We start from the raw sequence: 22,708 nt of genomic DNA on the forward strand, positions 1-22,708 counted from the left end.
AAGAAATTTAGATTGTAAGGAGTGTTAGTTTTATGAATGTATTTCCAGAAGAAATCAAAATCGGAAATAAAACAATTGGATTGAATCATCCAACTTATATTATTGCAGAAATTGGTGCCAACTTTGACGGTAGCATTGAAAAAGCTAAAAAACTTGTTGATGCTGCAAAAGAATGTGGAGCTGACTGTGCTAAGTTCCAGACTTTTACTGCAGAGAAAATTGTTTCAGATGCAGGCTTTAAGAAAATGACTTTGCATGGCGTTCACGGAAGCTGGGGGCGCTCTGTATATGATGTTTTTAAGGATGTTGAATTTCCACATGAATGGCATAAAGAAATTTCTGATTATTGTAAGAAAGTAGGTATCGATTTTTCAACTTCTCCTTATGATAAGGAAGCGGTTGATTTGTGCTGTGATTTGGACGTTCCTTTTATTAAGCTTGGTTCTGGAGACATTACTTGGCTTTCTATGCTTGAATACATTGCAAAGAAAGGTAAACCAATGATGCTTGCTACTGGTGATGCAACAATTTCTGAAATTGATGATGCAGTAAGAACTATCCTTGCAACCGGAAACAATCAGCTTGTTCTTATGCAGTGTGTTACAAATTATCCTTCAAAACTAGAAAGTGCCAACATTCGGGTAATTGAATCTTACCAGAAGATGTATAATATTCTTACTGGTTATTCTGATCATGCGCCAGGTTCTGTTGTTGCTTTGGGAGCTGTTGCTCTTGGTGCCAGAGTTATTGAAAAACATTTTACTCTCAACAAAAATGATAAAGGACCTGATCATCCTCATTCAATGGAGCCAGATGAATTCAAGTTTATGGTAAAATCAATTCGTGAACTTGAAAAATCTCTTGGAACTTCATTCAAGCAGGTTGTAGAAGAAGAATCTGAAACTGTATTTGTTCAGCGTCGCGGACTCTGTGCAAAGAATGAAATTGCAGAAGGTGCAATTATCAGACCTGAAGATATTGATGTTCTCCGTCCTGCTCTTGGTATTCCTCCAAAGTTTGAAAAAACTATTGCCGGAAAGACTTCTTCAAGAAAAATTCTCAAAGGCGAGCCTATTTACTGGGAAGATATCAAATGACAGAAAGAGAAGCTTTTATAGCTTTACTTGATACCGACGAGCCTCAAAAAAGCGATGCAATAATCCTGTTGGAAGGAGATGGCTTTGCGCGTTATAAAAAAGCTGTCTCCTTGTATAAAAGCGGAATTGCACCGCTTATCTGTTTTTCCGGTGGATTTGACGATGAAAAATCAGGTGCTTTTACTTATGAAAAAGTAAAGCCTTTAATTTTAGAAGCAGGTGTGCCAGAAAAAGATTTAATCTTAGAAGATAAATCTAAAAATACTTATGAGCAAGCTATCGAAATAATGCAGCTTGCTCAACAAAATAACTGGAAAAGAATTGTTCTTGTTGCTTCACATTATCATTCTTATCGTGCATTTTTGACTTTCTTATGTGTACAAAAACTGAAGTTTCCTGATTTAATAATGGATATGGCTGCTGTGAAAGATTTGGATTGGTATGAAGAAACTGATTGGGGAAGAAGAATAGATTTATTAGCTTCTGAACTAGACAAGATTGAAGTTTATCAAAATAAAAATAATGTTGCTTCATATGCGGAAGGCTTGGAGTATTTGAAATGGAAGAAGCAAAAGCAAGAGAGATATTAGGTAAAAATTTCATTGGGATTGACGAATTAAAGAAAATAAGCGGAACATTTTCACTTGAAATACCAGCTGCTGTTCCTGAAATTTCATATGATGAAGTTTATTTGAAAAATCATAAAGCCTCACATTTACTTGTACTATGCGTTGAGAAATTCTTTGATTGTAGAGATATAAGCATTATTGAAATAAAAAATAAAATTGCTGCATATGAAGGAACTCCTTGTTTTTATAACCAAGACTGGTATTTGAATGAGCAATTTATCAATAAACCATTGGAATTAAAATGGCTTTTGATTTCAAAGTCTGTGATTGATGAATCTAGAGCAATGCCAGCTGATAAGATTGTAGCAACTTATAAGTTAAATTCTGCAGTTGAGCTTACATATGCTTTTTTTGTTAATTATTTTGTTAATAATGCTGAAAAACTCTGGAATAATGATTATGTCTGGTGTTCTGATGTAGATGACAAAGGAGATCAGATTTATGTAGGCAGATATACAGATGCTAGTGGTTTAAATGCCGATGGTTTTGAGATTCATAGACATTTGAGAATTAAGAAGAATTATGGGGTAGTGTAAATTAGTAAATAAGAAATTCATAATTTTTTTAGTTTTGAAATTTGGTTAAAAAATTAAATATTCATGGCTAACCGTAATTATTTTTGAATTGCATAACTTTTTATTAATATTATTAAATATTAATAAAAAGTTATTTCTATTCTAAATATAATTTATTTAATTTTAAATATTTGGAAAGTTATGAAGATTAAGACATTTAAAATTTGTTCTAATTGATAGATATAGAATATCTATTTTTTATAAAAAGAAATGTTTAACGAAGAAGGAAAATAGCAAATTTATATATTATAACTGAACAGATTTGGGAGAAATAGATTGAAGACAATTAATAATATTGAACAATATAACGAGTTTATTGAAACTATAGATTTAGAAAATAATGAAAAAATAGATGAAAACAAATTGAATCGAAAACTATATATATATTTTGATGCATTTGAAAAATATGTAATAAGTAGATTTTATCCAAGAGTTTTGTTTGCATTGGGAATTCGTGCAAAAATTGGAGGAACAATTTATCAGGTAAATTATGGATTAAGAGATGAGGAAGAAGAATTTGAAACCTTGTTTAATAAACTGAATATTAAAAACTATACAATTAAATCAAGTATCTTTATTAAGGGGATTGCAATTTTTAAAGCCATATTTTTGATTATAAGGCATTTACCTCTTGAAAAACTATTAAAGTATAAAGTTAAAGGTGTTGAAATTGGTATTGCAATGTGTGATCAGCTGATTCGGGCTAGAGAAGAACTTGATACAATAGATAGGCTGAAATGGAACATGTTAAGAGAAGTTTTTGGTACTATTAGACTTGCATTGACAATAGATAAGCAATTTAAAAAAAATCCACCAATGTATTATTTAACTCAAGAAGTAGGATATAATTATAAGGTAGTTATTGATTTTGTAGGAAAATATGGTGGAAAAGTAGCACAAATTGAAGCGGGGGGGATAATTGATGAATGGGTGGCACCTGATAATAGACCATATTATGCAGATGCTCCAGTAAAAAGAAGAATTATAAAAGGGGTATGCGAAGCTGATAAATTCGATTTTATTTCAATAATTAATAATTATTATGTTAATCGTAGAAATGGTACATCATTACAAAAATCAATGGATGAAAGGCTGGCATATTCTTTAAAAAAAAACATTTCGAAAGAAGTTTGGTTAGAGAAGAATCATATAGATAAAGCTAAAAAAAATGTCTGTATTATGTGTCATTGTATGTCAGACAACCCTCTTACATGCGAGTCAGGACTTTATATGGATTATTATCATTGGCTTATTGATACTTTACGAATAATCTCAAAAATTAAAAATGTGAACTGGATTTTAAAGGCTCATCCTAGTCGAAAACTCTATGGGGAAGGAGATAGAATTTTTAATATTTTCCAACAATATGGAAAATCAGATAATATTTATATACTAGACGATAGTATAAATTCAAATTTGGTTTTTGATTTAGCAGATGTAATTGTTACGGTAAGAGGTACTGCGGGGTTAGAATATTCTAGTGCTGGTATACCAGTTATTGTTGCAGGAAAAGGTTTTTATGATGGTTTTGGATTTACAATTGAACCAAAATCTGTAAAAGAATATGAATTAGTTTTAAAAGATTGTGATAAAATTCAACCTCTTACAAATGAACAAATAGTAATGGCAAAAAAAGTTTCTTGGGCGTGTTATTGCTTCTGTAAAACATTCGATGACACTGATTTTGTATTAACGAATGCTATTAGAACTGATTTTCCACATATAGGACAAAATGATATTATATTCAGTAAATTAATTGAATTATATAATAAAGGTATAACTTATAAAGATTCGTATTTTTATAAAGCGGGATATCATTCAGTGTAATGCACATAGAAGGTAATATGAAATCAGTTTATTGTGGCATGAGTGCCGATTTAATTCATCATGGACATTTGAATATTATTCATGAGGCTATGAAGCTTGGAGAAGTAACAGTCGGGGTTCTTACGGATGAAGCTATTGCCAGTTACAAACGGCTTCCATATCTTACTTATGAACAGCGTGCGGAAATTGTTTCAAATATAAAAGGAGTTGCACGAGTTGTTCCACAGACAACTTTGGATTATGTTCCAAACCTTGAAAAATTAAAACCTGATTATGTAGTTCATGGTGATGACTGGCTTATTGGGGTGCAGCAAGAAACTCGTCAACGAGTAATAGACTGTATTTCAAAATGGGGCGGAAAAGTTATTGATATTCCATATACACCAGGTATTTCTTCTACCGTTCTGAATGCAGAAGTTCGTGAACTTGGAACAACTCCAGAAATTCGTCAGAAGATGCTACGACGTCTTATTGCTGCAAAACCAATTGTACGCATAATGGAAAGTCATTCAGGACTTACAGGTCTTATTATTGAAAAGACAAAAGTAAGGGTAAATAACAAGACAGAAGAATTTGATGGTATGTGGGCAAGTTCACTTACAGATTCTACAAGTAAAGGAAAACCTGATATTGAAGCTGTAGATCTTACAACAAGACTTCATGGGCTTAATGATGCTCTTGAATGTACAACAAAACCTGTAATTTTTGATGGAGATACAGGTGGAAAAATAGAGCATTTTGTTTTTACTGTTCGTACATTGGAAAGACTTGGTGTTTCTGCTGTAATCATTGAAGATAAAGTGGGCTTGAAGAAAAATTCTCTTTTTGGAACAGATGCAACTCAAACTCAGGATACAATCGAAGGCTTCTGTGAAAAGATTCGTACTGGTAAAAGAGCTCAGATTGCTCCGGATTTTATGATTATAGCGCGTTGTGAAAGCCTTATTGCTGGTAAAACAATAGAAGATGCTCTTGAAAGATGCTTTGCTTATGTAGATGCAGGGGCTGACGGAATTATGATTCATTCAAAAAATAAGAGTGGTGAAGATATAAAAGAATTCTGTCATAAGTTCCGTGAAAAGCATGCAGCTGTACCTATTATTGTCGTACCAACAACTTATAATCAGGTAACAGAGAACGAGCTTCAATCTTGGGGGGTAAATGTTGTAATTTATGCAAATCATATGCTTCGTTCTGCATATCCAGCTATGGTAAATACTGCAAAGTCTATTCTTACGCATCATCGTTCCTTTGAAGCTAATGATATGTGTATGAGTATAAAAGAGATTCTTGAACTAATTCCGGGTACAAAGTGATTATGGATCAAGTTATCATTTTTGCTCATCAGAACTATTCTGCTCTAGATAGTTTTTTTATTAGTAATAAAATTCAAAAGGTGTTTTTAGTACATACTAAATCATTTTTGAATTTTAAAATTAGCAAATATTTTGCATCCTTAAAAGAAAAACTTGGAATTGATATTGTTTCATTTACCAATTTTCATCCTAATCCAGATTATGATTCTGTTGTAGAAGGCGAAAAACTGTTCCGTGAAACAAATTGCGATTGCATTATTGCTGTTGGTGGTGGAAGTTCCATTGATGTTGCAAAATGTATAAAACTTTATATGGGACTTGACAACAATAAGCTATTTTTTGAGCAAGTTCCTATACCAAATGATATAAAATTAATTGTTGCTCCAACGACTGCAGGTACAGGGAGTGAGGCCACAAGATATGCAGTTATATATTACAAAGGTGAAAAGCAATCTATTACGCATGATACTTGCATTCCTTCTGAAGTGATTTTTGATTCTGCTTTTTTACATACTCTGCCAGATTATCAAAGAAAATCTACAATGTTGGATGCATTATGTCATTCTTTGGAGGCATATTGGTCTGTTAATTCAACAGCAGAGAGTAAGACGTTCTCAGAGAAAGCAATTAATATAATATTAGAAAATTTGGATTCATATCTTAGAAATGAGGAAAAAGGTAACTATAATATGCTTATGGCTGCAAATTTGGCAGGTAAAGCAATAAATATCACCCAAACAACTGCTGGTCATGCAATGTGTTATAAGCTTACTAGTATGTATGGCATTGCTCATGGTCATGCTGCAGCTTTATGTGTTAATAAATTGTGGCCATTTATGGTAAACAATACCCAAAAATCTAACGATGCTCGTGGAAAAGAATATCTTGATAATATGTTTTCACAGCTTGCGCAAATTATGGGATGTAAAAGTGTGAAAGAAGCAACTGTCAAATTTTCTTCAATTCTTCAAAAACTAAATATTGAAATACCTAATGTAAAAAATGTTGACGATTTTGATATGTTAAAAATTTCAGTTAATCCTGTACGCATAAAAAATAATCCTATAAAATTAACAGAAGAGGATATTAATATTTTGTATCATCAAATTTTAAGAAATAAGAACTAACTGATACTTAATCGTAGTTAAATATTTTGTTGGTGGTTGTTCTGTGTGTGGAGTACCGGATGCAATTAAAAAATTCTATGGAGTATCTGAAAGGGAAAAATAGGTATAGAAATTATGTCAAAATTAAAGAACGTAATAAAAAAATCTTTGTTTGGAAAATTTTTACTTAATCTTAAACATATTTTTAATAGATTTGGAGACTATGGATATGTTTTAATGCTTCATAGGATAGGGGAAATAAATCCCAATGGAATTTCTGACAATGAAAATATGAAAGTGTCTCCAGAGTATTTGAAACGATTAATTCTGGATGTTCAAAAAAAATATGATATAATTTCTATTTCTGATATAGCGGACAGATTAAAAACAAAACAAAAGAGAAAATTTGTATGTTTTACTTTCGATGATGGGTATAAAGACAATTTTACAATTGCTTATCCAATTTTTAAGAAGTTGAATGCTCCTTTTACTGTTTTTACAGCAGCATGCTTTCCTAATAGAACAGCTTTATTATGGTGGTTCAAAGTAGAAGAATTATTATTGAAAAATGAATGTATAAAACTTTCAGATGGCAGTAATTTTATCTGTAAATCCTTAAAAGAAAAAAATATTGTATTTTCAGAAATAAGAAAAAAAATATTACAATTAAATCAGTTGAATCTTGAGGAAGAACTTAATAATTTGTTTTCGGATTATACTATTGACTGGAGAGATAAAGATGATGAACTATGTCTTACTTGGAAAGAAATAAGTATGCTTCATAAAGACCCCTTAGTTACAATAGGAGCTCATACATCTCATCATTATAATTTAAAACAATTAAACAGTAATGAAGAAGTAAAACAAGAAATTCTTGAAGGTATTTACTATTTCGAAAAGTACTGTGGTTTTAAACCAATGTTTTTTGCATACCCTTTTGGCTCTTCTTCTGAAGTTGGAGAACGAGAGTATCGTGTAGTTCAAGAGATAGGATTTTCATCAGCATATCTTGGTTATGGTGCCGGAATAAAAAAATATACAAATTCATATTCGTATCCCCGTATTGCACTTATGGATAATACTGATATTAAAAAATTATTATAAGGAACCGTAAATATGAAAAGATTAGAAAACCCCAAGATTTCAGTAGCTATTGTGGTTTATAATCGAGTTAAAACATTAGGGGCTACCTTACAAAGTATAGCTAATCAAAATTATAATAATATTGAAGTTATTGTAATTGATGGTGGTAGTACAGATGGAACAACTGATATTATAAAAAAATATGAGTCGTTAATTACATATTCAGTTAGTGAACATGATAATGGAATTTATGACGCAATGAACAAAGCTTTAGAAAAAGCAACTGGTGATTGGCTTTTATTTCTAGGGAGTGATGACAAATTTTACAATAAAAATGTTCTAAATTCTATTGTTCCAAAATTTAAGAAAAATGCAGTAAATTTAGGAATGGTCGAAAAGAGTGATGATTTGAATATTGAGGGTGGCTTTCCGCTTGCAAAATACAGAGTATCTTTTAGTAATCCATGTCAACAGGCTCTTTTTTACCCAAAAGTTGCATATACTAAATTTCGATTTAATCTAAAATATAAAATATTTGGAGACTGGGATTTTAATATCAGAATGTTTTGTAAATATCCAGTTCATTTTTTTAAGGATGTGGTTTCTGTTTATTGCACAGAAGGTATAAGTTCCTGTTCTAAAGATTCTGTCTTCATAAATGACAGGGAAAAAATAATTAGAGATAATTACTCAAAAATACAGATGATGATTTACTTTATTATGAAGTATCGACGAGTAATTCAAGATAAATTCCAAAGAAAAACTTCATATAAAGGAGTTTTGTATGAATAATTATAATTGTCCTGAGAATTTCTTAAAAGAGGACGAAAGATGTGAATATAAAGTTTCGACAAAACTTAAAAAAATATGGGCTGTTGAAATAGATTTATATCAAAAATTTGCTGAGGTATGTGATAAATATAATATTAAATATTTTGCTTGGGCAGGGACTTTGCTTGGCGCTATAAGACATAAAGGTTTTATTCCTTGGGATGATGATTTCGATATTGGATTATTACGTGAGGATTATGAAAAACTAATAAAAATTGCACCTAAAGAGCTTAAACATCCATATTTCTTACAAAATATGTACTCTGATAAAAAATACTTTTGTGCATATTCACGTTTTAGGAACAGTGAAACGACAGGTGCAATTGTGGGTACAGATACTCCAGATTATAATAATGGAATATATATAGATATATTTGTATTGGATGGTAAGCCTGAAGATGAAAAGGAACTAAAACGATGGTATAAAAAAAGAGATTATGTTTCATTTTTGATAAACCATTTTGAAAGCAATTTTAAATATTCACACGGATTTAAGAAATTATTACACTATGTAATAAAAGGTTTTGTTAAGATATTTTTCAGTTATGATAGATTATGTAAAAAGTATAATAAAATAGTTCAAAAATACAATAATAAATGTAATTGTGTTGGATTAATGACTCATTCATATGATTTTATTCATAAATATTATTGTACTAAGGAGTCGTTGGAACAAATAGTGTCTGTGCCTTTTGAATATACAAAAATAAATATTCCTAAAAATTATGATGAACCACTAAGAAATATGTATGGAAGCTACATGGAGTTCCCACCGATTTCAAAAAGAGGTATATGGCATAATGGACAGCTTATCTTTGATCCAGATACACCATATAAAGAATTTTTATCGAGGAAATAAATTGAAAATAATCAAGAAACTTGATCAATATAAATATTTCCTTGAAACTTTAGGTTCAAACAATGTAAAAAACAGTTGATAACAATAAATATAAATTAATTATAAATATTTATTTTGATGCTTTATAAAAATGTAAGATATGTAGATTTTATCCAAGAGGATTATTTAATCTTATCGAAATTAACATTTTTATAAGGTGGATATGAATTAGTCTAAAATAATATAGTTTTTATATAATTAGGTAGAATAATGAAATCTAGATTAAGTAACTACATAAAAGTATTTAAAATATTAACTCCCCGCCAAAAAAGAATATGTTTTGTAATTGTTATAATGATGTTTATTGGTGCAGTACTCGAAACTGCTGGAATTGGTCTTTTGTATCCTCTTATATCAATAATAGGAGATACCGAGAGTATTATTAAAGTTGTAAAATTTCCATTTATACAAAAGATTCTTTTAAAGTTAGGAGTTAACAGTCATATACGTTTTATTGTTTTTTCTTCTGTTTTTCTTCTGATTTTTTATATTATAAAGAATATATTTATTTTTTATTTAAATAAGAAACTTATTGATTTTTCATTAAATAATCAAAAAGACTATACAGTAAGGCTTTATGAATATTATTTGCGTAAACCATATCTTTTTCATACAAAAACAAATTATTCTGTTATTAACAGAAATGTAAGTTCTGGTGGAGATTATGTTTTCATGGTTATATTAAACTATACCTTGAACATAATTACAGAATTAATAACATTACTTGTAATATGGGGCTTTTTGTTGCTAGTGGATTGGTTAATTGCACTTGTCACTTTTTTTGTTATTGGTCCAGTTATTCTTGTAATGATGATTTATTTTAGAAAACGTCTAACTAAGCTTGGTATTATCCAAAGTAGGGCCAGTGCTGCATATGGAAAATGGTTGGTTCAGGGTTTCTTTTCTATCAAAGAAACAAAAGTTCTTCAAAAAGAAGATTTTTATATTAATCAATTTAATAAAGTCTATTCTGAATATATTGACAGTTCAAAGCATGCAAAGGAAATCAATTTTATTCCTAAATCTTTAATTGAAGTGATTGCAATGTCGGGTATTATAATGTTAATTATAATTGAGGTGTTGATAAAACGAGATCCAGCTGCAATTATTCCTGTTATGTCGGTTCTAGCATTGGCTGCTGTCAGATTAATGCCTGGAGTAACAAGAATTATCAATTATTTAAATTCAATAAAGTTTCAAATGCCATTATTTTTGGAACTCTATGATGATTTAATTGCTGTAAAAAATAATAAAAAATTTGAAACTCCTTTTTTCAAAGAAGAAAAAAAATATATACCATTCAATGATAGAATAGAAGTAAAAGATGTATGTTTTAAATATCCGGAAACAGAAAAAGAAATTCTTCACAATGTCAATTTTGTAATTCCGAAAGGAAAATTTGTTGGAATAATTGGTTCAAGCGGTGCTGGAAAAACTACATTTGTGGATATATTATTAGGGTTACTCAAACCTCAAAGTGGTAAGATACTTATTGATGGTTTGGATGCTAATGAAAATCTTTCTGCATGGCTAAATCACTTAGCTTATGTTCCTCAGTCTATTTATCTTTTAGATGCTTCTATTCGTGAAAATATTGCTATAGGAGTTGATACTGATAAAATAGATGATGAAAAAATGGAGAAAGTTTTGAAAATGGCAGAATTATACGATTTTGTTCAAGGTTTACCTGAAAAAGAAAATACAGGTGTCGGTGATAAAGGCGCTAGAATTTCAGGCGGGCAACGCCAGAGAATAGGTATTGCGCGTGCTCTGTATCAGGATCCTGATGTACTTGTTCTAGATGAAGCGACATCTGCATTGGATACGGAAACAGAATGTGCAATTACAGAAACTATACAAAAACTGAAGGGACAAATTACAATTATTGCTATAGCACATCGTTTATCTACGCTTGAAAAATGTGATTTTAAGATTAAATTTGAGAATGGTGTAGCGGAAATCGTTTAATACAATCGTAATTATATGTTTTTATGCTAATATTAAATAATTATAAAAAGAAACAGGAATTATAGTATTTTATGAACTACAAACTTATTGATATGGAAGTCCACGGTGATCGTCGTGGAAAACTCATTTCTCTGGAAGAAATGCATAATGTTCCTTTTGAAATCAAGCGTATATATTATATGTTTGATACTTTACCAAATGAATCTCGTGGGTTTCATGCTCATAAAAATCTTGAACAAATAATCATTGCAATTGATGGCGCTTGTCGTTTTATTCTTGATGATGGTGAGAGACGCGAATCTGTTTTACTTAACCGCCCAGATGTTGGTTTGTATATAGGACCCGGTATGTGGCGAGAAATGCATGATTTTTCATATGGTTGTAAATTAGTGGTTTTGGCAAATGAATATTATGATGAAAAAGAATATATCAGAAATTATGATGATTTCTTGAAGTCTTTGAAGGAAGGTAAATGATACATCAGCTTTCTGATTGTAAAGCAGTAATTCCACAAAGTACAAATATCTGGCAATTTTGCATAATTTTTCCAGAGGCAAAAATTGGTGAAAACTGTAATATTTGTGCTAATGTACTTATTGAAAATGATGTTGTTGTTGGAAATAATGTCACTGTAAAAAGTGGTGTCCAGCTTTGGGATGGCATTACAGTAGAGGATAATGTTTTTATCGGCCCTAATGCTACATTTACAAATGACTTATTTCCCCGTTCAAAAAATCCCGATTGGGAATTAAAGAAAACAATAATAAAAAAGGGTGCGAGTATTGGAGCTAATGCAACAATACTCTGCGGAATAACAATTGGTGAAAATGCTATGATAGGAGCTGGAAGCGTAGTAACAAAGAATGTTCCTGATGGAGAACTTTGGGCTGGTAATCCTGCGAAATGTCTAAAGAAAATAGAGGAAAAAAAATGCAAGTTCCCTTTTTAAGCTTAAAAGATGTAACAAATAAATACAAAGATGAAATACACGAAGCTGCTCTTCGAGTAATTGATAGTGGTTGGTATCTTCAGGGGAAAGAAAACGAAAGATTCGAATCAGATTATGCCAACTATATCGGAACTAAATATTGTGTAGGTTGTGCCAATGGACTTGATGCCCTCGTTTGGATTTTCCGAGCCTATATTGAACTTGGCATTATGAAACCTGGTGATGAAGTAATTGTACCTGCAAATACTTATATTGCAACAATTCTTGCAATTACAGAAAATGGTCTTGTTCCTATTCTTGTTGAGCCAAATATCAATACATTTCAAATTGATGATAATTTAATTGAAGAAAAGATAACTTCTAAAACAAAGGCTATTACAATCGTGCATCTTTATGGGCAGTGTGCGTATACAGATAAGATTGGGGACTTGTGTAAAAAATACAATCTTAAGCTTATTGAAGATAATGCGCAGGCTCATGGCTGTATATTTAATGGTAAAAAGACTGGTAGTCTTGGTGATGCAGCTGGACATAGTTTCTATCCTGGAAAGAATCTTGGAGCTTTGGGAGATGCTGGCGCCGTTACAACAAATGATGAAGCGCTTGAAAAAGCAATTAGAAGCCTTGCAAATTACGGGAGTGCAAAGAAATATGTATTTCAGTATACAGGGCGTAATAGTCGTTTGGATGAAATTCAGGCAGCTATTCTTGATATAAAACTGAAACATCTTGATGAGGATGTATTACTTAGAAAGGAAGTTGCCAAGCAATATATCGATGGAATCAAAAATCCAAAGATTATACTTCCAAAAATTACAAATTGGGATCAGCATGTATTCCACATTTTTACAGTGCTTTGCGAGCAGCGTGATGAGTTGCAGAAACATCTTGAATCAAAAGGTGTAGGAACTAATATTCATTATCCAATTCCACCGCACAAACAGGACTGTTATAGGATGTGGAATAGAATTTCTTTGCCTGTTACAGAGAAAATTCATGCCCAGGAATTGAGCTTGCCGATGAGTCCTTGTCTGACAAATGAGCAGGTTCAGTATGTTATTAAATGCATTAATCAATTTTAGTATTTAGGAAAGTAAATATTTGAAGTATAAAAAATAATTAATTTAAAAGAAAGTTATTTGAGTATTTAATGTCATTTAATTAAGAGATTAACTGAAGTAAAACAAAGATATATACATTTTTATTTTGTACTTATTATAGAACGTAAGAAAAAGTATAATGTGATTCCAAATACAGAAATAAGCTATGTTTTCAATGAATTATCGATTCAACAACTGTATCAACATGTCTAAAACGCATAATTTACAGTTATAAGTAACAAAAGACCTGTCATCTTGCGTAAAATCTAACAAAGGATGTTTTTATAACTTCAATGTTAATGATGTCTGTTCTGAAAAATGACTAGTTTTTTTACATAAAATTAGTTCATCCCATAGTATTAATGAGATTTTTTTTATGAACCGAGTGATACATAAAATTAAATATCAAATGAAAAGAAGCAAGCTAGTTCTTTCGTTATATTCTTTTTATTTAAGGGCAAAAGAGAAGCTAACATATAACTTATTAAATAAAAAAGCTATAAAAAACTACAAAGAAGAATTGAGGATTGTTAGGTCAGGAAAAATAAAAATAGGTTTTTTGTTGCAAGACCTAAATGTTTGGAATAAAGAATCGAGCATTGCAAAAGTTTTATTTAATGATGATAGGTTTGATGTATACTTAATTTGTCTTCCTGGGGCATTTAATGATGATAGAATAGTTGTGCGCTTAAATGAAAACTATAATAATGTCATAGAAGAGTATAGTTGTCAAAGATGTAAAATTATAAATGCATTTGAGAACAACAAGTTTATTGATTTAAGAAAATTAAAATTAAGTTATTTATTTTATACTCGACCTTATAATAATTTTCTACCAAAAGAATATAGGTCTTACAATACATCACGTTATTTAAAAATTTGCTACACTCAATATGCAATAATTCTAGATAATAACCTATATAAAGATTTATGCAAAATAGATTTTTTTAGAAATGTATATGCAGTTTATGCTAGTACAATGGATGAAGAAAAATATATACAAAATAGAATTAGCAAAATGGGAATGTCAGAATATCAAAAGTCTAAATATTTTGGCTATGCGGCAGCAGCTACTTTTTTAGATCAAAAAATAAATGGAAAAAGTGCATGGCCTGAAAATGTAGGGCAAAATAGAATAGTATGGACACCGCGTTGGTCAGAGAATAATTTTGGACGTTATGGAAAATATATAATAGAATATGCAAAAAAAAGAAATGATATTTTTATACTTCACAGACCTCATCCTTTAACACTTGGTACTTATTTGCAGACAGGTAAAATGACTGAAAAGGAAGTTGAACAATATAAATTATTAGTCAATAGTAATAATTCAAAATTAGATGAATCAAAAGAATATGGAGCAACTTTTTGGCAAAGCACACTATTAATAACTGATTATTCCTCCATAATATTTGAATACTTTCTTACTGGAAAACCTATTATTTTTTGTCCGTCAAAAGAAATTATCTATTCACCTATTGGTCTATTTGAGGAAATGTTAAAGTATTGTTATATAGCTAAGAATTGGTCAGAAATACAGCAAACGATAGATATGCTTTTAAGCGGAGATGACTTCAAAAAAAACGAACGTGAATACTTTATAAAAAAAGAATTTGGTCTAGATTACTTCAATGCTCCTGATAAAATTGTTAATGATATATATGAAGATTATATATTCCACGGTAATAAAATAAGAAATTGAAAACTTTTCTTTGAATTAAATACTTTGAAGAAATGAATACTTATGAATCAAAATTGTTGTTATACGGAGATTTGGGAAATACTGGTAAAAATGCAGCTGTTTGGCCAAATACAATTTATGCAAATTATTATGAAGTTGATACATTTATAACTAATTAAAAATATATTATTTTATAATTTTAAGATAATAGGATTAAATGTATTATAGTAAACTAAGGAAATGAGAATCAGGTTTATTTTTTATTAATAGTTATGAAATCTATAATATAATTAATTTATATATTAGAAAATAGTCTAGTCATTTATTAATATTATTATATATGTGAAGCTTAGTTTCGGAGTATACAGTTTGTAAGAATGAAAACAAAAACAATATCTTTTCTTATGCCTGGAGGTGGCGGCTCCCCAAGTGGTGGAGTAAAAGTAATTTTTGAACAAGCGAATATGCTTGCTCAAGATGGATATGAAGTGCATATTATATATCCAGTTCATACATTTATACGTCGTATAACTTTAAGAAATGTTGTAGGTACATTAAAAAGATATATGCTAGGTTTTTGGCATGAGGCGTATAAGGCAAAATGGTTTAACTTAGACCCAACAATAAAAGAGCATAAGGTTTTTAGTCTAAAGTATAAGAATGTTCCGAAAACTCAATTCTATTGTGCTACAAGTCTTGAAACTTCATATTTCCTAAACAATTATCCAATTTCCTCTGAAGATAAGCTTTATTATATTCAAGGTTATGAAACTTGGAATGTTCCAGAGCCATATACATCTAATTCATATAAATTTCAGATGAAAAAAATAGCTATAGCTCCATATTTACTTGAGAAAATACGCTCAGTAGGAGAGGATGCCGTATATATACCAAATGGATTTAGCTTTACTGAATTTGGATTAGACATTCCAATTGAAAATAGAAATCCACATATTGCAATGATGCTTTATTCATCAAATAATGATATAAAACGATGTTCAGATAGTATTGCAGCTCTTAAAAACGTAAAAGATAAAATATCAGATTTAAAAGTTATTATGTTTGGAATCCCTGAACGGCCGAAGGATTTACCAGAATGGTTTGAATATTATCAGACACCAGATAGAAAAACATTAAGAAAGTTATATAATTCGGCCGCAATATTTGTTGCTGCAAGTAGAACTGAAGGTATGGCATTACCTCCTGCCGAAGCTTTTATTTGTGGGTGTGCTTTATGTTGTACTGACATTGGCGGTTTTGGGGTCTATGCAATAAAAGATAAAACTGCATTAGTATCTCCTGTTTTTGATATAGAAAAGTTAGCTTCAAATATTGAAAATTTGATGAGTAACGTAGAAAAAAGAATTTCTTTTGCAAAAGCTGGAAATTGTCTAATGCAAGAATATACATGGGAAAACGCATATAAAAAGTTTGTTTCATTACTAAAATAGTTTATGAAACAAATATTTTTCACTAATATATAAAACATTCTCAATCTGTCAAACAATAATTTGATTTTTTATTGTAGTATCGACATTCTTTCTTTTATACTTATAGTAAGTAGCATTTTGATTTCTATTGATATAACTAGATATGTTGAATATTAGTGAAATTCTATTTCTAGACATATATAAGTGTTATGAGTATCTTTGTGCTATCTTTTGTGAGGTTTTAATTATAAATTATGGGAAAAATAAGACATGCAGTTTTAATGGTTACTTATAATCAAGAAAAATTTATATGTGAGGCATTAAATTCCATATTAAACAATAAAGTGCTTCCAGATTTAATTATTCTAAGAGACGATTGTTCTACAGATAATACTTGGCGAATAATAAAAGAATTTGTAGAAAAATATCCAGAGATTTTTGATGCTAAACAAAATGACCACAATCTTGGAATATATGATAATATGAATCTAGTTTGGTCACTTGGTATACATTCTGATTGCGATATTCTTTCATGGTGTAGTGGTGATGATTTATGGGCTCCTAATGTTATTGAAAATCTTAATAGAGCAATTGAAAAAAACAATATAGATGTCAAAAATGAAGAGTTTGTAATAGTAACAAATTCATACTTACTATTTCCTAATGGCAAAAGATCTTTGTGGAATAATTATAAACTCAGAAACAAAGATATACGATTACATCGTCTTGGTAAAAAATTAAATTATCGTGAAATTGGTGTTTCTAGAAATATATTTAAGAATGGATATGAACCACTTAGAAAGGATTTAGGTTTAGCATCTGATACAATTTTTGTATTAAATAATGAAGCCAAAGTAAAAAAATGGTATTTTGAAAATTTTGAAGCAGCTTACTACAGGGTAAGTGTCGGTGTCGTGTCAAGAGAAAACGTAAAGAAATTATTAAAATCTGAAGCCGATGCATATAAGACTTTGTATAATTCTGAAAAATTTAATTTTAATAGAAGTGAAAAAAAACTTATTGAACTATGGATTTCTTTTGATAATTATATTGTTGAACAAAGTATATGCAATTGGTTGTCTTTTGTAAAATCGTATTTTTCAAATTTTGAAAATATACAATTTTTTACCTTTAGAATGTTTGTAGCTTTATTACCACCATTAATTTTAAATGTTTTAGTGACAATAAAATCTAAATTAAAGGAAAAAAGAGATAAATGAAATCAATATGTTATTTAGTATTAGCATTTAATAATTATGATGATACCGTTGAGACGATAAATAGTATTAAAAAGCAAAGAAATTATAATGCTGATATAGATATTCTCGTTGTTGATAATAATTCTATACCCAAGTTTGCTAAACCATTGTGTAAATTCTGTGAAAAAAATTGTATTCAATATATTTATCGAAATATAAATGATGGATATGCTGGAGGTAATAATTTTGGCTGGAATCTTATTAAAGATAAATATAAATATATTTTTGTAGTTAATAATGATATCATCATTAATAATGTAGATTTGTCTATTAAATTAGTTAGTATTCTGGAAAATGATAATAAAATAGGAATTGCTGGTCCTGTTGTTTATTATGGCAACAATGAAAGACTAACTGATAAAGGAATAAGACGTATATTTTTCAATTATTTTTATGAGATAAAACTAATAAAAACACAAGATTATGAAGAATGTGATTCTGTTATCGGATGTTTTCTTGCATTAAACCCTAAAAATATAAGCAGTCCTCTGTTTGATGATAGTTTTTTTATGTATGGAGAGGAGCTTAACTTAGGACTCCGAACATGGAAAGAAGGGTATAAAGTTATTCATCTTACAGACGATGAATATTCTATATATCATAAAGGTGGTTGCAATCCTTTTGGAAATGGTTCTATATGGAAATTTTATTTATCAATTAGGAATTCTATCTTATGCTCAAGACAATTAAATAAGAACAGAGGTATATACATTTTTTTGATTTTCGTTTCTGTATTAAGAACATATTTTAAGTTTAATTATTTAAGAAATCAGAGGCGGGCAGCATTAAAAGGCTTTATATCTGGAATAAAACTATTAAATAAAGATAAAAACTCTATTTCTTTTGATGCTCAAGAGGCTCTCCAAGGAAAGTTCTAGATAAAAAAAGTAATATTAAATATAACGAAGAAGCAAGTTTTATGTATAAATTACTTCAAATAAATACAATTATAAATTCTGGTTCTACTGGTCATATTGCGGAATCTTTGGGAGAATTTGTTATTGCAGATGGTTGGGAAAGTTACATAGCCTATGGTCGTAATCCAAGGGAATCTGCTTCTCATTCAATAAAAATCGGTAATAAGTTTGATATATTCTGGCATGTGTTTGTTACACGTGTGTTCGATTTACATGGCCTTGCATCACTGGGGGCTACAAAAAAACTGATTCGTAAAATAGAAACAATAAAACCTGATGTAATTCACTTGCATAATATTCACGGTTATTATCTGAACTACAAAATCTTGTTTAATTATCTTGCAATAAAAGGAATTCCAATAGTATGGACAATGCATGATTGCTGGGCTATAACGGGTCATTGTCCACACTATACTTTTGTAAAATGTAAAGAGTGGCAGTTCAAGGAAGGTTGTAGAACTTGTCCCCAAAAAAAAAGGTATCCATCGTGTATACTGTTTTCAAATGTTGCTTATAATTTCAGAAATAAAAGGAAATATTTTAATTTATTAGCAGAAAATCAGCTTACAATAGTTACTCCTTCAAAATGGCTTTCTGATGAAATGGGGAAATCCTTCTTGAAACACTATTCAAGAAAGGTTATATATAATGGAATAAATATTGACGTATTTAAGCCATATCCAATTACTCAGATTAATGAGAAAAATATTATTCTTGGTGTTGCAAGTGTATGGAATGAAGAAAAAGGGCTAAACGATTTTTTAGAACTTTCAAAACTTATAGATGATGAATATGAAATCGTTTTGATCGGAGTAGAAGACAAGATTATTAAAGAATTACCAGAAAATATTAAAGGAATAAAACGGACTGAAAGCAAAGAGGAGCTGGCACAATGGTATTCAAGGTCTCTTTGTTATTTTAATGCAAGTGTCGAAGAAACTTTTGGAATGACTTGTATTGAAGCACAGGCGTGTGGGACTCCTGTGGTCGCATATAATTCTACTGCTATTCCGGAAACTTTCTCTGAGAATACGGGGATTATGGTCGAAACTCGAAATATAAAAAAAGTATACGAAGCAATAAAAACAATAGAAATAAATGGAAAAAAATTTTATTCTGATAGTTGCCGTAATTTTGTGGTTTCAAATTTTAATGAGAAAAATAAATTCCAACAATACATTGAATTGTATAAAGAACTAACAAAATAATAATAAATTGGATAAAATAAATTATGAAAATTTCAATCATTACAGTCTGCTACAACAGTTGTCAAACTATTTCTCGAACAATTGAATCGGTTCTGGCACAAAATAATGTTCATCTTGAATATATAATTTTTGACGGTGCTTCAAAGGATAATACTGTTCAAATAGCTGAGTCATATCGAGATTCTTTTGCACAAAAGGGGTTTGAGTATCGAATAAACTCAGAACCTGATAACGGCATTTATGATGCAATGAACAAAGGTATAAATGCTGCTACTGGTGATGTTATTGGAATATTAAATTCAGATGACTATTACGCTTCTTCTGATGTTTTATCCTCTATAAATTCTTGCTTTGAACAAAACAATACTGATAGCGTTTATGGTGATTTATTGTATGTGAAAAATGATAAGTCATATCGTTATTGGAAATCTGGTAAACAGAAATCATTTCGTTCTGGATGGATGCCACCACATCCTGCTTTTTTTCTAAAAAGGTTAGTATATGAAAAATACGGCCTGTTCCGACTTGATTGTGGAATTAATGCTGATTATGAATTAATGCTGCGTTTTTTAGAAGTTCAGAAAATAAGTACTATCTGGCTAAATAAAGTTTGTACATATATGGAAGCCGGTGGAACAAGTAACAATGGCTTGAAAGCACGTATTGCTGGTATGAATAATGATAAACTTGCCTGGGAAAAGAATGGTTTGAAGCCTTGTAGATTTACAATTCTGCTTAAGAAACTAAGGAAACTGCCACAGTTTGTTGGTGCGAGATTTTATTCTTTAAAAATAAGTAGTACTATCTAGGAATGTACAATGAATTTGCTTGGAATATATCTAGAAGATGGTTCAGAGACTGTAATAAAAAACTTAACTAAAAAATCTTGGTTTCCTTTTGTCCCTATAGAGGTAAATGAAAAAGGACTTCCTGATTATTTTCAAATGAAATCCTTTTCTGATAAAACGGCATTTTTATATAATTCCAATGAAGATGAGAATCCTAAAATTACAATAAATTGTTTAGTTGGGAAAAATGGGGCTGGAAAATCTGCGTTATTGGATCTTTTGTATCGGTTAATTAATAATCTCAGTTATTTATTGCTTGGTCAGTATGGGTATGAAATAAATTATGCTTATGGTTTTCAAGCCTCGTTGTATTTTAGTGTTCCTAATAAAACTGATTGTGATGTGTATTGTTATTATAGTAATAATACAGATGATAAAATTTTCAAAAATAATGAGTCGTGTACAGATATACTTACATCTTATTCGATTAGTAAAATAAAAAACTTTATTAAAAAACTATTTTACACAATTGTTGTAAATTATAGCAATTATTCTTTTAACCAAAACGACTATCTCTTTAATTCAAACTTTTCGACCAAGCAATCCAAATTCTGCTCAAGAAAATTTATTAACGGAAAATGGTTAACAAGTCTTTTTAACAAGAATGATGGATATACAACCCCTTTAGTTATCACTCCATATCGCAGTTCTTCTGGAGTTATAGATGTTGAAAAAGAAGATCATTTAGCAAAGAATCGAATAATTGCTGCTCTTCTCTTATTTCAAAATACTTTAAATAATCAAGATGAATATGACTCTTTTATACAAGGATATAAACCTGAAAAGTTAACATATAGACTTAATGGCTATTATACTAATATTAATCAAAAACTTGGCAATTTTATAAAAAGAATTCCTTGCTTAAAAAAAAATTACAAAACTCTTTCAAAAACGAATATTGACAAAATAAAGTCTTTGATGATTACAGCATGGAAAGAAGTCCTAACTGAAAGAAAAATATGGACAGAAGAATTAACAGTGTCAAAATCGGAACGGGCTTTAAACTATTTATGTTATAAAACATTAAAAATATTGAGCTGGTATGAATTGTATTCTAATAAACTACCAGCAAAATTATCAGAAAATGATTATATAAAAGAATTTAAAAATATTATAAACAAAATACTTGATACTCCTATTGATCATATCACAATAAAAATATTTCAGATATTAAATTATTTGAGAACTTCTCTTTATGATAAAACATATACTTTGGATATATCAAAAATAATGCCTTATGAGAATATACAGACAATTGATAATTATCTTGTTGTATTACCTCCACCTTTCTATTCCATAGATATTGTTCTTACAAAAAAGGCTGGTGAAAAAACTTTAATTTCAAGGAGGAGTAGTGGAGAAAAACAGTTTTTATATAGTTTAAGTTATGTTTTATATCATTTGAGTAATTTAAATTCCAAAAATAGTAATCCAAAGTATAAACATATATTAATATTTTTTGATGAAGTTGAATTATATTTACATCCAGATTGGCAAAGATTGTTTATTTCTAAGCTTTTATATGTAATAAAAAAATGTTGCTTTATTAATATAAAAACTATAAATATCGTAATTGCAACGCACTCTCCTTTTCTATTAAGTGATATTCCATTATCAAATGTTTTAGCATTGGAAAATGGAAAGGCAATTAAAAAAAATGATATGAAAGAATCATTCTGTGCAAATTATTATGATTTATTATCAAACCAGTTTTTTCTTGATTGTTCTATAGGTGAAAGATCTAGACAGATAATCTCGCGATTATTTGAAATAGCAAAGAAAGGAAACTGTAACCTAACAATAGAAGATAAAGCTTTTCTTAATTCAAATTCTCAAATTGTTGATTATATAGCAGATCCATTTATTCTAAAGAGTCTGCAATCTTTAGGAATTAATAATGTTAAAGTTTAATTATACAAGTAATGTTATTCATAAATATAAATCTGCAATTAATTTTGAAAATCAAAATGATACTGATTGGGATAA

The 22,708-nt window shown here is 29.6% G+C and carries 20 protein-coding genes; all 20 read left to right on the forward strand.

Annotated elements, in window-relative coordinates:
• Positions 1-32 precede the first annotated feature (32 nt).
• The 20 genes from T530_RS0100445 to T530_RS0100545 all read left to right on the forward strand — a co-directional run bounded on the left by T530_RS0100445 (position 33) and on the right by T530_RS0100545 (position 22,633).
• Positions 33-1,097, forward strand: a complete 1,065-nt coding sequence (locus T530_RS0100445; protein WP_027727308.1) for an N-acetylneuraminate synthase family protein — start codon at positions 33-35, stop codon at positions 1,095-1,097.
• Complete coding sequence (locus tag T530_RS0100450; RefSeq protein ID WP_038073203.1) at positions 1,094-1,687, forward strand: YdcF family protein; 594 nt, start codon at positions 1,094-1,096, stop codon at positions 1,685-1,687. Before T530_RS0100445 ends, T530_RS0100450 begins: the two co-directional genes overlap by 4 nt.
• Complete coding sequence (locus T530_RS0100455) at positions 1,657-2,262, forward strand: hypothetical protein (protein ID WP_027727310.1); 606 nt, start codon at positions 1,657-1,659, stop codon at positions 2,260-2,262. Before T530_RS0100450 ends, T530_RS0100455 begins: the two co-directional genes overlap by 31 nt.
• Before the next feature lie 315 nt (positions 2,263-2,577).
• Positions 2,578-4,128 (forward strand): hypothetical protein, encoded by a 1,551-nt coding sequence (locus T530_RS0100460; protein WP_027727311.1) that lies wholly within the window; start codon positions 2,578-2,580, stop codon positions 4,126-4,128.
• Between the two features lie 17 nt (positions 4,129-4,145).
• Positions 4,146-5,444, forward strand: a complete 1,299-nt coding sequence (aepX, locus tag T530_RS0100465) for a phosphoenolpyruvate mutase (protein ID WP_038073391.1) — start codon at positions 4,146-4,148, stop codon at positions 5,442-5,444.
• 2 nt (positions 5,445-5,446) lie between these two features.
• A complete protein-coding gene (locus T530_RS0100470) occupies positions 5,447-6,571 on the forward strand; it encodes a phosphonoacetaldehyde reductase (protein ID WP_027727313.1) in 1,125 nt (374 codons plus the stop codon).
• Between the two features lie 114 nt (positions 6,572-6,685).
• Positions 6,686-7,654 (forward strand): polysaccharide deacetylase family protein, encoded by a 969-nt coding sequence (locus tag T530_RS0100475; protein ID WP_027727314.1) that lies wholly within the window; start codon positions 6,686-6,688, stop codon positions 7,652-7,654.
• Between the two features lie 12 nt (positions 7,655-7,666).
• A complete protein-coding gene (locus T530_RS14500) occupies positions 7,667-8,425 on the forward strand; it encodes a glycosyltransferase family 2 protein (RefSeq protein WP_051537691.1) in 759 nt (252 codons plus the stop codon).
• Complete coding sequence (locus T530_RS14505) at positions 8,418-9,323, forward strand: phosphorylcholine transferase LicD (protein WP_051537692.1); 906 nt, start codon at positions 8,418-8,420, stop codon at positions 9,321-9,323. Before T530_RS14500 ends, T530_RS14505 begins: the two co-directional genes overlap by 8 nt.
• A 249-nt stretch (positions 9,324-9,572) precedes the next feature.
• Positions 9,573-11,330, forward strand: a complete 1,758-nt coding sequence (locus T530_RS0100490; protein WP_038073206.1) for an ABC transporter ATP-binding protein — start codon at positions 9,573-9,575, stop codon at positions 11,328-11,330.
• Positions 11,331-11,401: 71 nt separating this feature from the next.
• Positions 11,402-11,806: an FdtA/QdtA family cupin domain-containing protein gene (locus tag T530_RS0100495; RefSeq protein WP_027727316.1), complete on the forward strand. Its 405-nt coding sequence runs from the start codon at positions 11,402-11,404 to the stop codon at positions 11,804-11,806.
• Positions 11,803-12,279: an acyltransferase gene (locus T530_RS0100500; RefSeq protein WP_027727317.1), complete on the forward strand. Its 477-nt coding sequence runs from the start codon at positions 11,803-11,805 to the stop codon at positions 12,277-12,279. The genes T530_RS0100495 and T530_RS0100500 overlap by 4 nt, the downstream gene beginning before the upstream one ends.
• On the forward strand, positions 12,261-13,361 hold the full coding sequence (locus T530_RS0100505) for a DegT/DnrJ/EryC1/StrS aminotransferase family protein (protein WP_156011518.1): 1,101 nt from the start codon (positions 12,261-12,263) through the stop codon (positions 13,359-13,361). Before T530_RS0100500 ends, T530_RS0100505 begins: the two co-directional genes overlap by 19 nt.
• 427 nt (positions 13,362-13,788) lie before the next feature.
• The gene (locus T530_RS0100510) at positions 13,789-15,081 is read left to right on the forward strand and encodes a CDP-glycerol glycerophosphotransferase family protein (RefSeq protein ID WP_197018222.1); all 1,293 of its coding nucleotides are present in this window, start codon (positions 13,789-13,791) and stop codon (positions 15,079-15,081) included.
• Positions 15,082-15,437: 356 nt separating this feature from the next.
• Complete coding sequence (locus T530_RS0100520) at positions 15,438-16,511, forward strand: glycosyltransferase family 4 protein (protein WP_027727320.1); 1,074 nt, start codon at positions 15,438-15,440, stop codon at positions 16,509-16,511.
• 233 nt (positions 16,512-16,744) lie between these two features.
• On the forward strand, positions 16,745-17,710 hold the full coding sequence (locus tag T530_RS0100525) for a glycosyltransferase (RefSeq protein WP_027727321.1): 966 nt from the start codon (positions 16,745-16,747) through the stop codon (positions 17,708-17,710).
• Positions 17,707-18,627, forward strand: a complete 921-nt coding sequence (locus tag T530_RS0100530) for a glycosyltransferase family 2 protein (RefSeq protein ID WP_027727322.1) — start codon at positions 17,707-17,709, stop codon at positions 18,625-18,627. The genes T530_RS0100525 and T530_RS0100530 overlap by 4 nt, the downstream gene beginning before the upstream one ends.
• Positions 18,628-18,668: 41 nt before the next feature.
• The gene (locus T530_RS0100535; RefSeq protein ID WP_027727323.1) at positions 18,669-19,874 is read left to right on the forward strand and encodes a glycosyltransferase; all 1,206 of its coding nucleotides are present in this window, start codon (positions 18,669-18,671) and stop codon (positions 19,872-19,874) included.
• A gap of 23 nt (positions 19,875-19,897) precedes the next feature.
• Positions 19,898-20,683, forward strand: a complete 786-nt coding sequence (locus T530_RS0100540; protein ID WP_027727324.1) for a glycosyltransferase family 2 protein — start codon at positions 19,898-19,900, stop codon at positions 20,681-20,683.
• Positions 20,684-20,692: 9 nt separating this feature from the next.
• Complete coding sequence (locus tag T530_RS0100545; protein ID WP_027727325.1) at positions 20,693-22,633, forward strand: AAA family ATPase; 1,941 nt, start codon at positions 20,693-20,695, stop codon at positions 22,631-22,633.
• The last annotated feature ends 75 nt before the right edge of the window (positions 22,634-22,708 follow it).

It is taken from the genome of Treponema sp. C6A8 (genome assembly GCF_000619925.1).
Taxonomy (GTDB): Bacteria; Spirochaetota; Spirochaetia; order Treponematales; family Treponemataceae; genus Treponema_D.

Bases quoted from the DNA above. Each gene is read 5' to 3' on its own strand.
- T530_RS14500 (WP_051537691.1), top strand. From the start codon at position 7,667: ATGAAAAGATTAGAAAACCCCAAGATTTCAGTAGCTATTGTGGTTTAT.
- T530_RS0100445 (WP_027727308.1), top strand. From the start codon at position 33: ATGAATGTATTTCCAGAAGAAATCAAAATCGGAAATAAAACAATTGGA.
- aepX (WP_038073391.1), top strand. From the start codon at position 4,146: ATGAAATCAGTTTATTGTGGCATGAGTGCCGATTTAATTCATCATGGA.
- T530_RS0100475 (WP_027727314.1), top strand. From the start codon at position 6,686: ATGTCAAAATTAAAGAACGTAATAAAAAAATCTTTGTTTGGAAAATTT.
- T530_RS0100545 (WP_027727325.1), top strand. From the start codon at position 20,693: ATGAATTTGCTTGGAATATATCTAGAAGATGGTTCAGAGACTGTAATA.
- T530_RS0100510 (WP_197018222.1), top strand. From the start codon at position 13,789: ATGAAAAGAAGCAAGCTAGTTCTTTCGTTATATTCTTTTTATTTAAGG.
- T530_RS14505 (WP_051537692.1), top strand. From the start codon at position 8,418: ATGAATAATTATAATTGTCCTGAGAATTTCTTAAAAGAGGACGAAAGA.
- T530_RS0100525 (WP_027727321.1), top strand. From the start codon at position 16,745: ATGGGAAAAATAAGACATGCAGTTTTAATGGTTACTTATAATCAAGAA.
- T530_RS0100470 (WP_027727313.1), top strand. From the start codon at position 5,447: ATGGATCAAGTTATCATTTTTGCTCATCAGAACTATTCTGCTCTAGAT.
- T530_RS0100490 (WP_038073206.1), top strand. From the start codon at position 9,573: ATGAAATCTAGATTAAGTAACTACATAAAAGTATTTAAAATATTAACT.
- T530_RS0100540 (WP_027727324.1), top strand. From the start codon at position 19,898: ATGAAAATTTCAATCATTACAGTCTGCTACAACAGTTGTCAAACTATT.
- T530_RS0100505 (WP_156011518.1), top strand. From the start codon at position 12,261: ATGCAAGTTCCCTTTTTAAGCTTAAAAGATGTAACAAATAAATACAAA.
- T530_RS0100500 (WP_027727317.1), top strand. From the start codon at position 11,803: ATGATACATCAGCTTTCTGATTGTAAAGCAGTAATTCCACAAAGTACA.
- T530_RS0100450 (WP_038073203.1), top strand. From the start codon at position 1,094: ATGACAGAAAGAGAAGCTTTTATAGCTTTACTTGATACCGACGAGCCT.
- T530_RS0100535 (WP_027727323.1), top strand. From the start codon at position 18,669: ATGTATAAATTACTTCAAATAAATACAATTATAAATTCTGGTTCTACT.
- T530_RS0100495 (WP_027727316.1), top strand. From the start codon at position 11,402: ATGAACTACAAACTTATTGATATGGAAGTCCACGGTGATCGTCGTGGA.
- T530_RS0100520 (WP_027727320.1), top strand. From the start codon at position 15,438: ATGAAAACAAAAACAATATCTTTTCTTATGCCTGGAGGTGGCGGCTCC.
- T530_RS0100455 (WP_027727310.1), top strand. From the start codon at position 1,657: ATGGAAGAAGCAAAAGCAAGAGAGATATTAGGTAAAAATTTCATTGGG.
- T530_RS0100530 (WP_027727322.1), top strand. From the start codon at position 17,707: ATGAAATCAATATGTTATTTAGTATTAGCATTTAATAATTATGATGAT.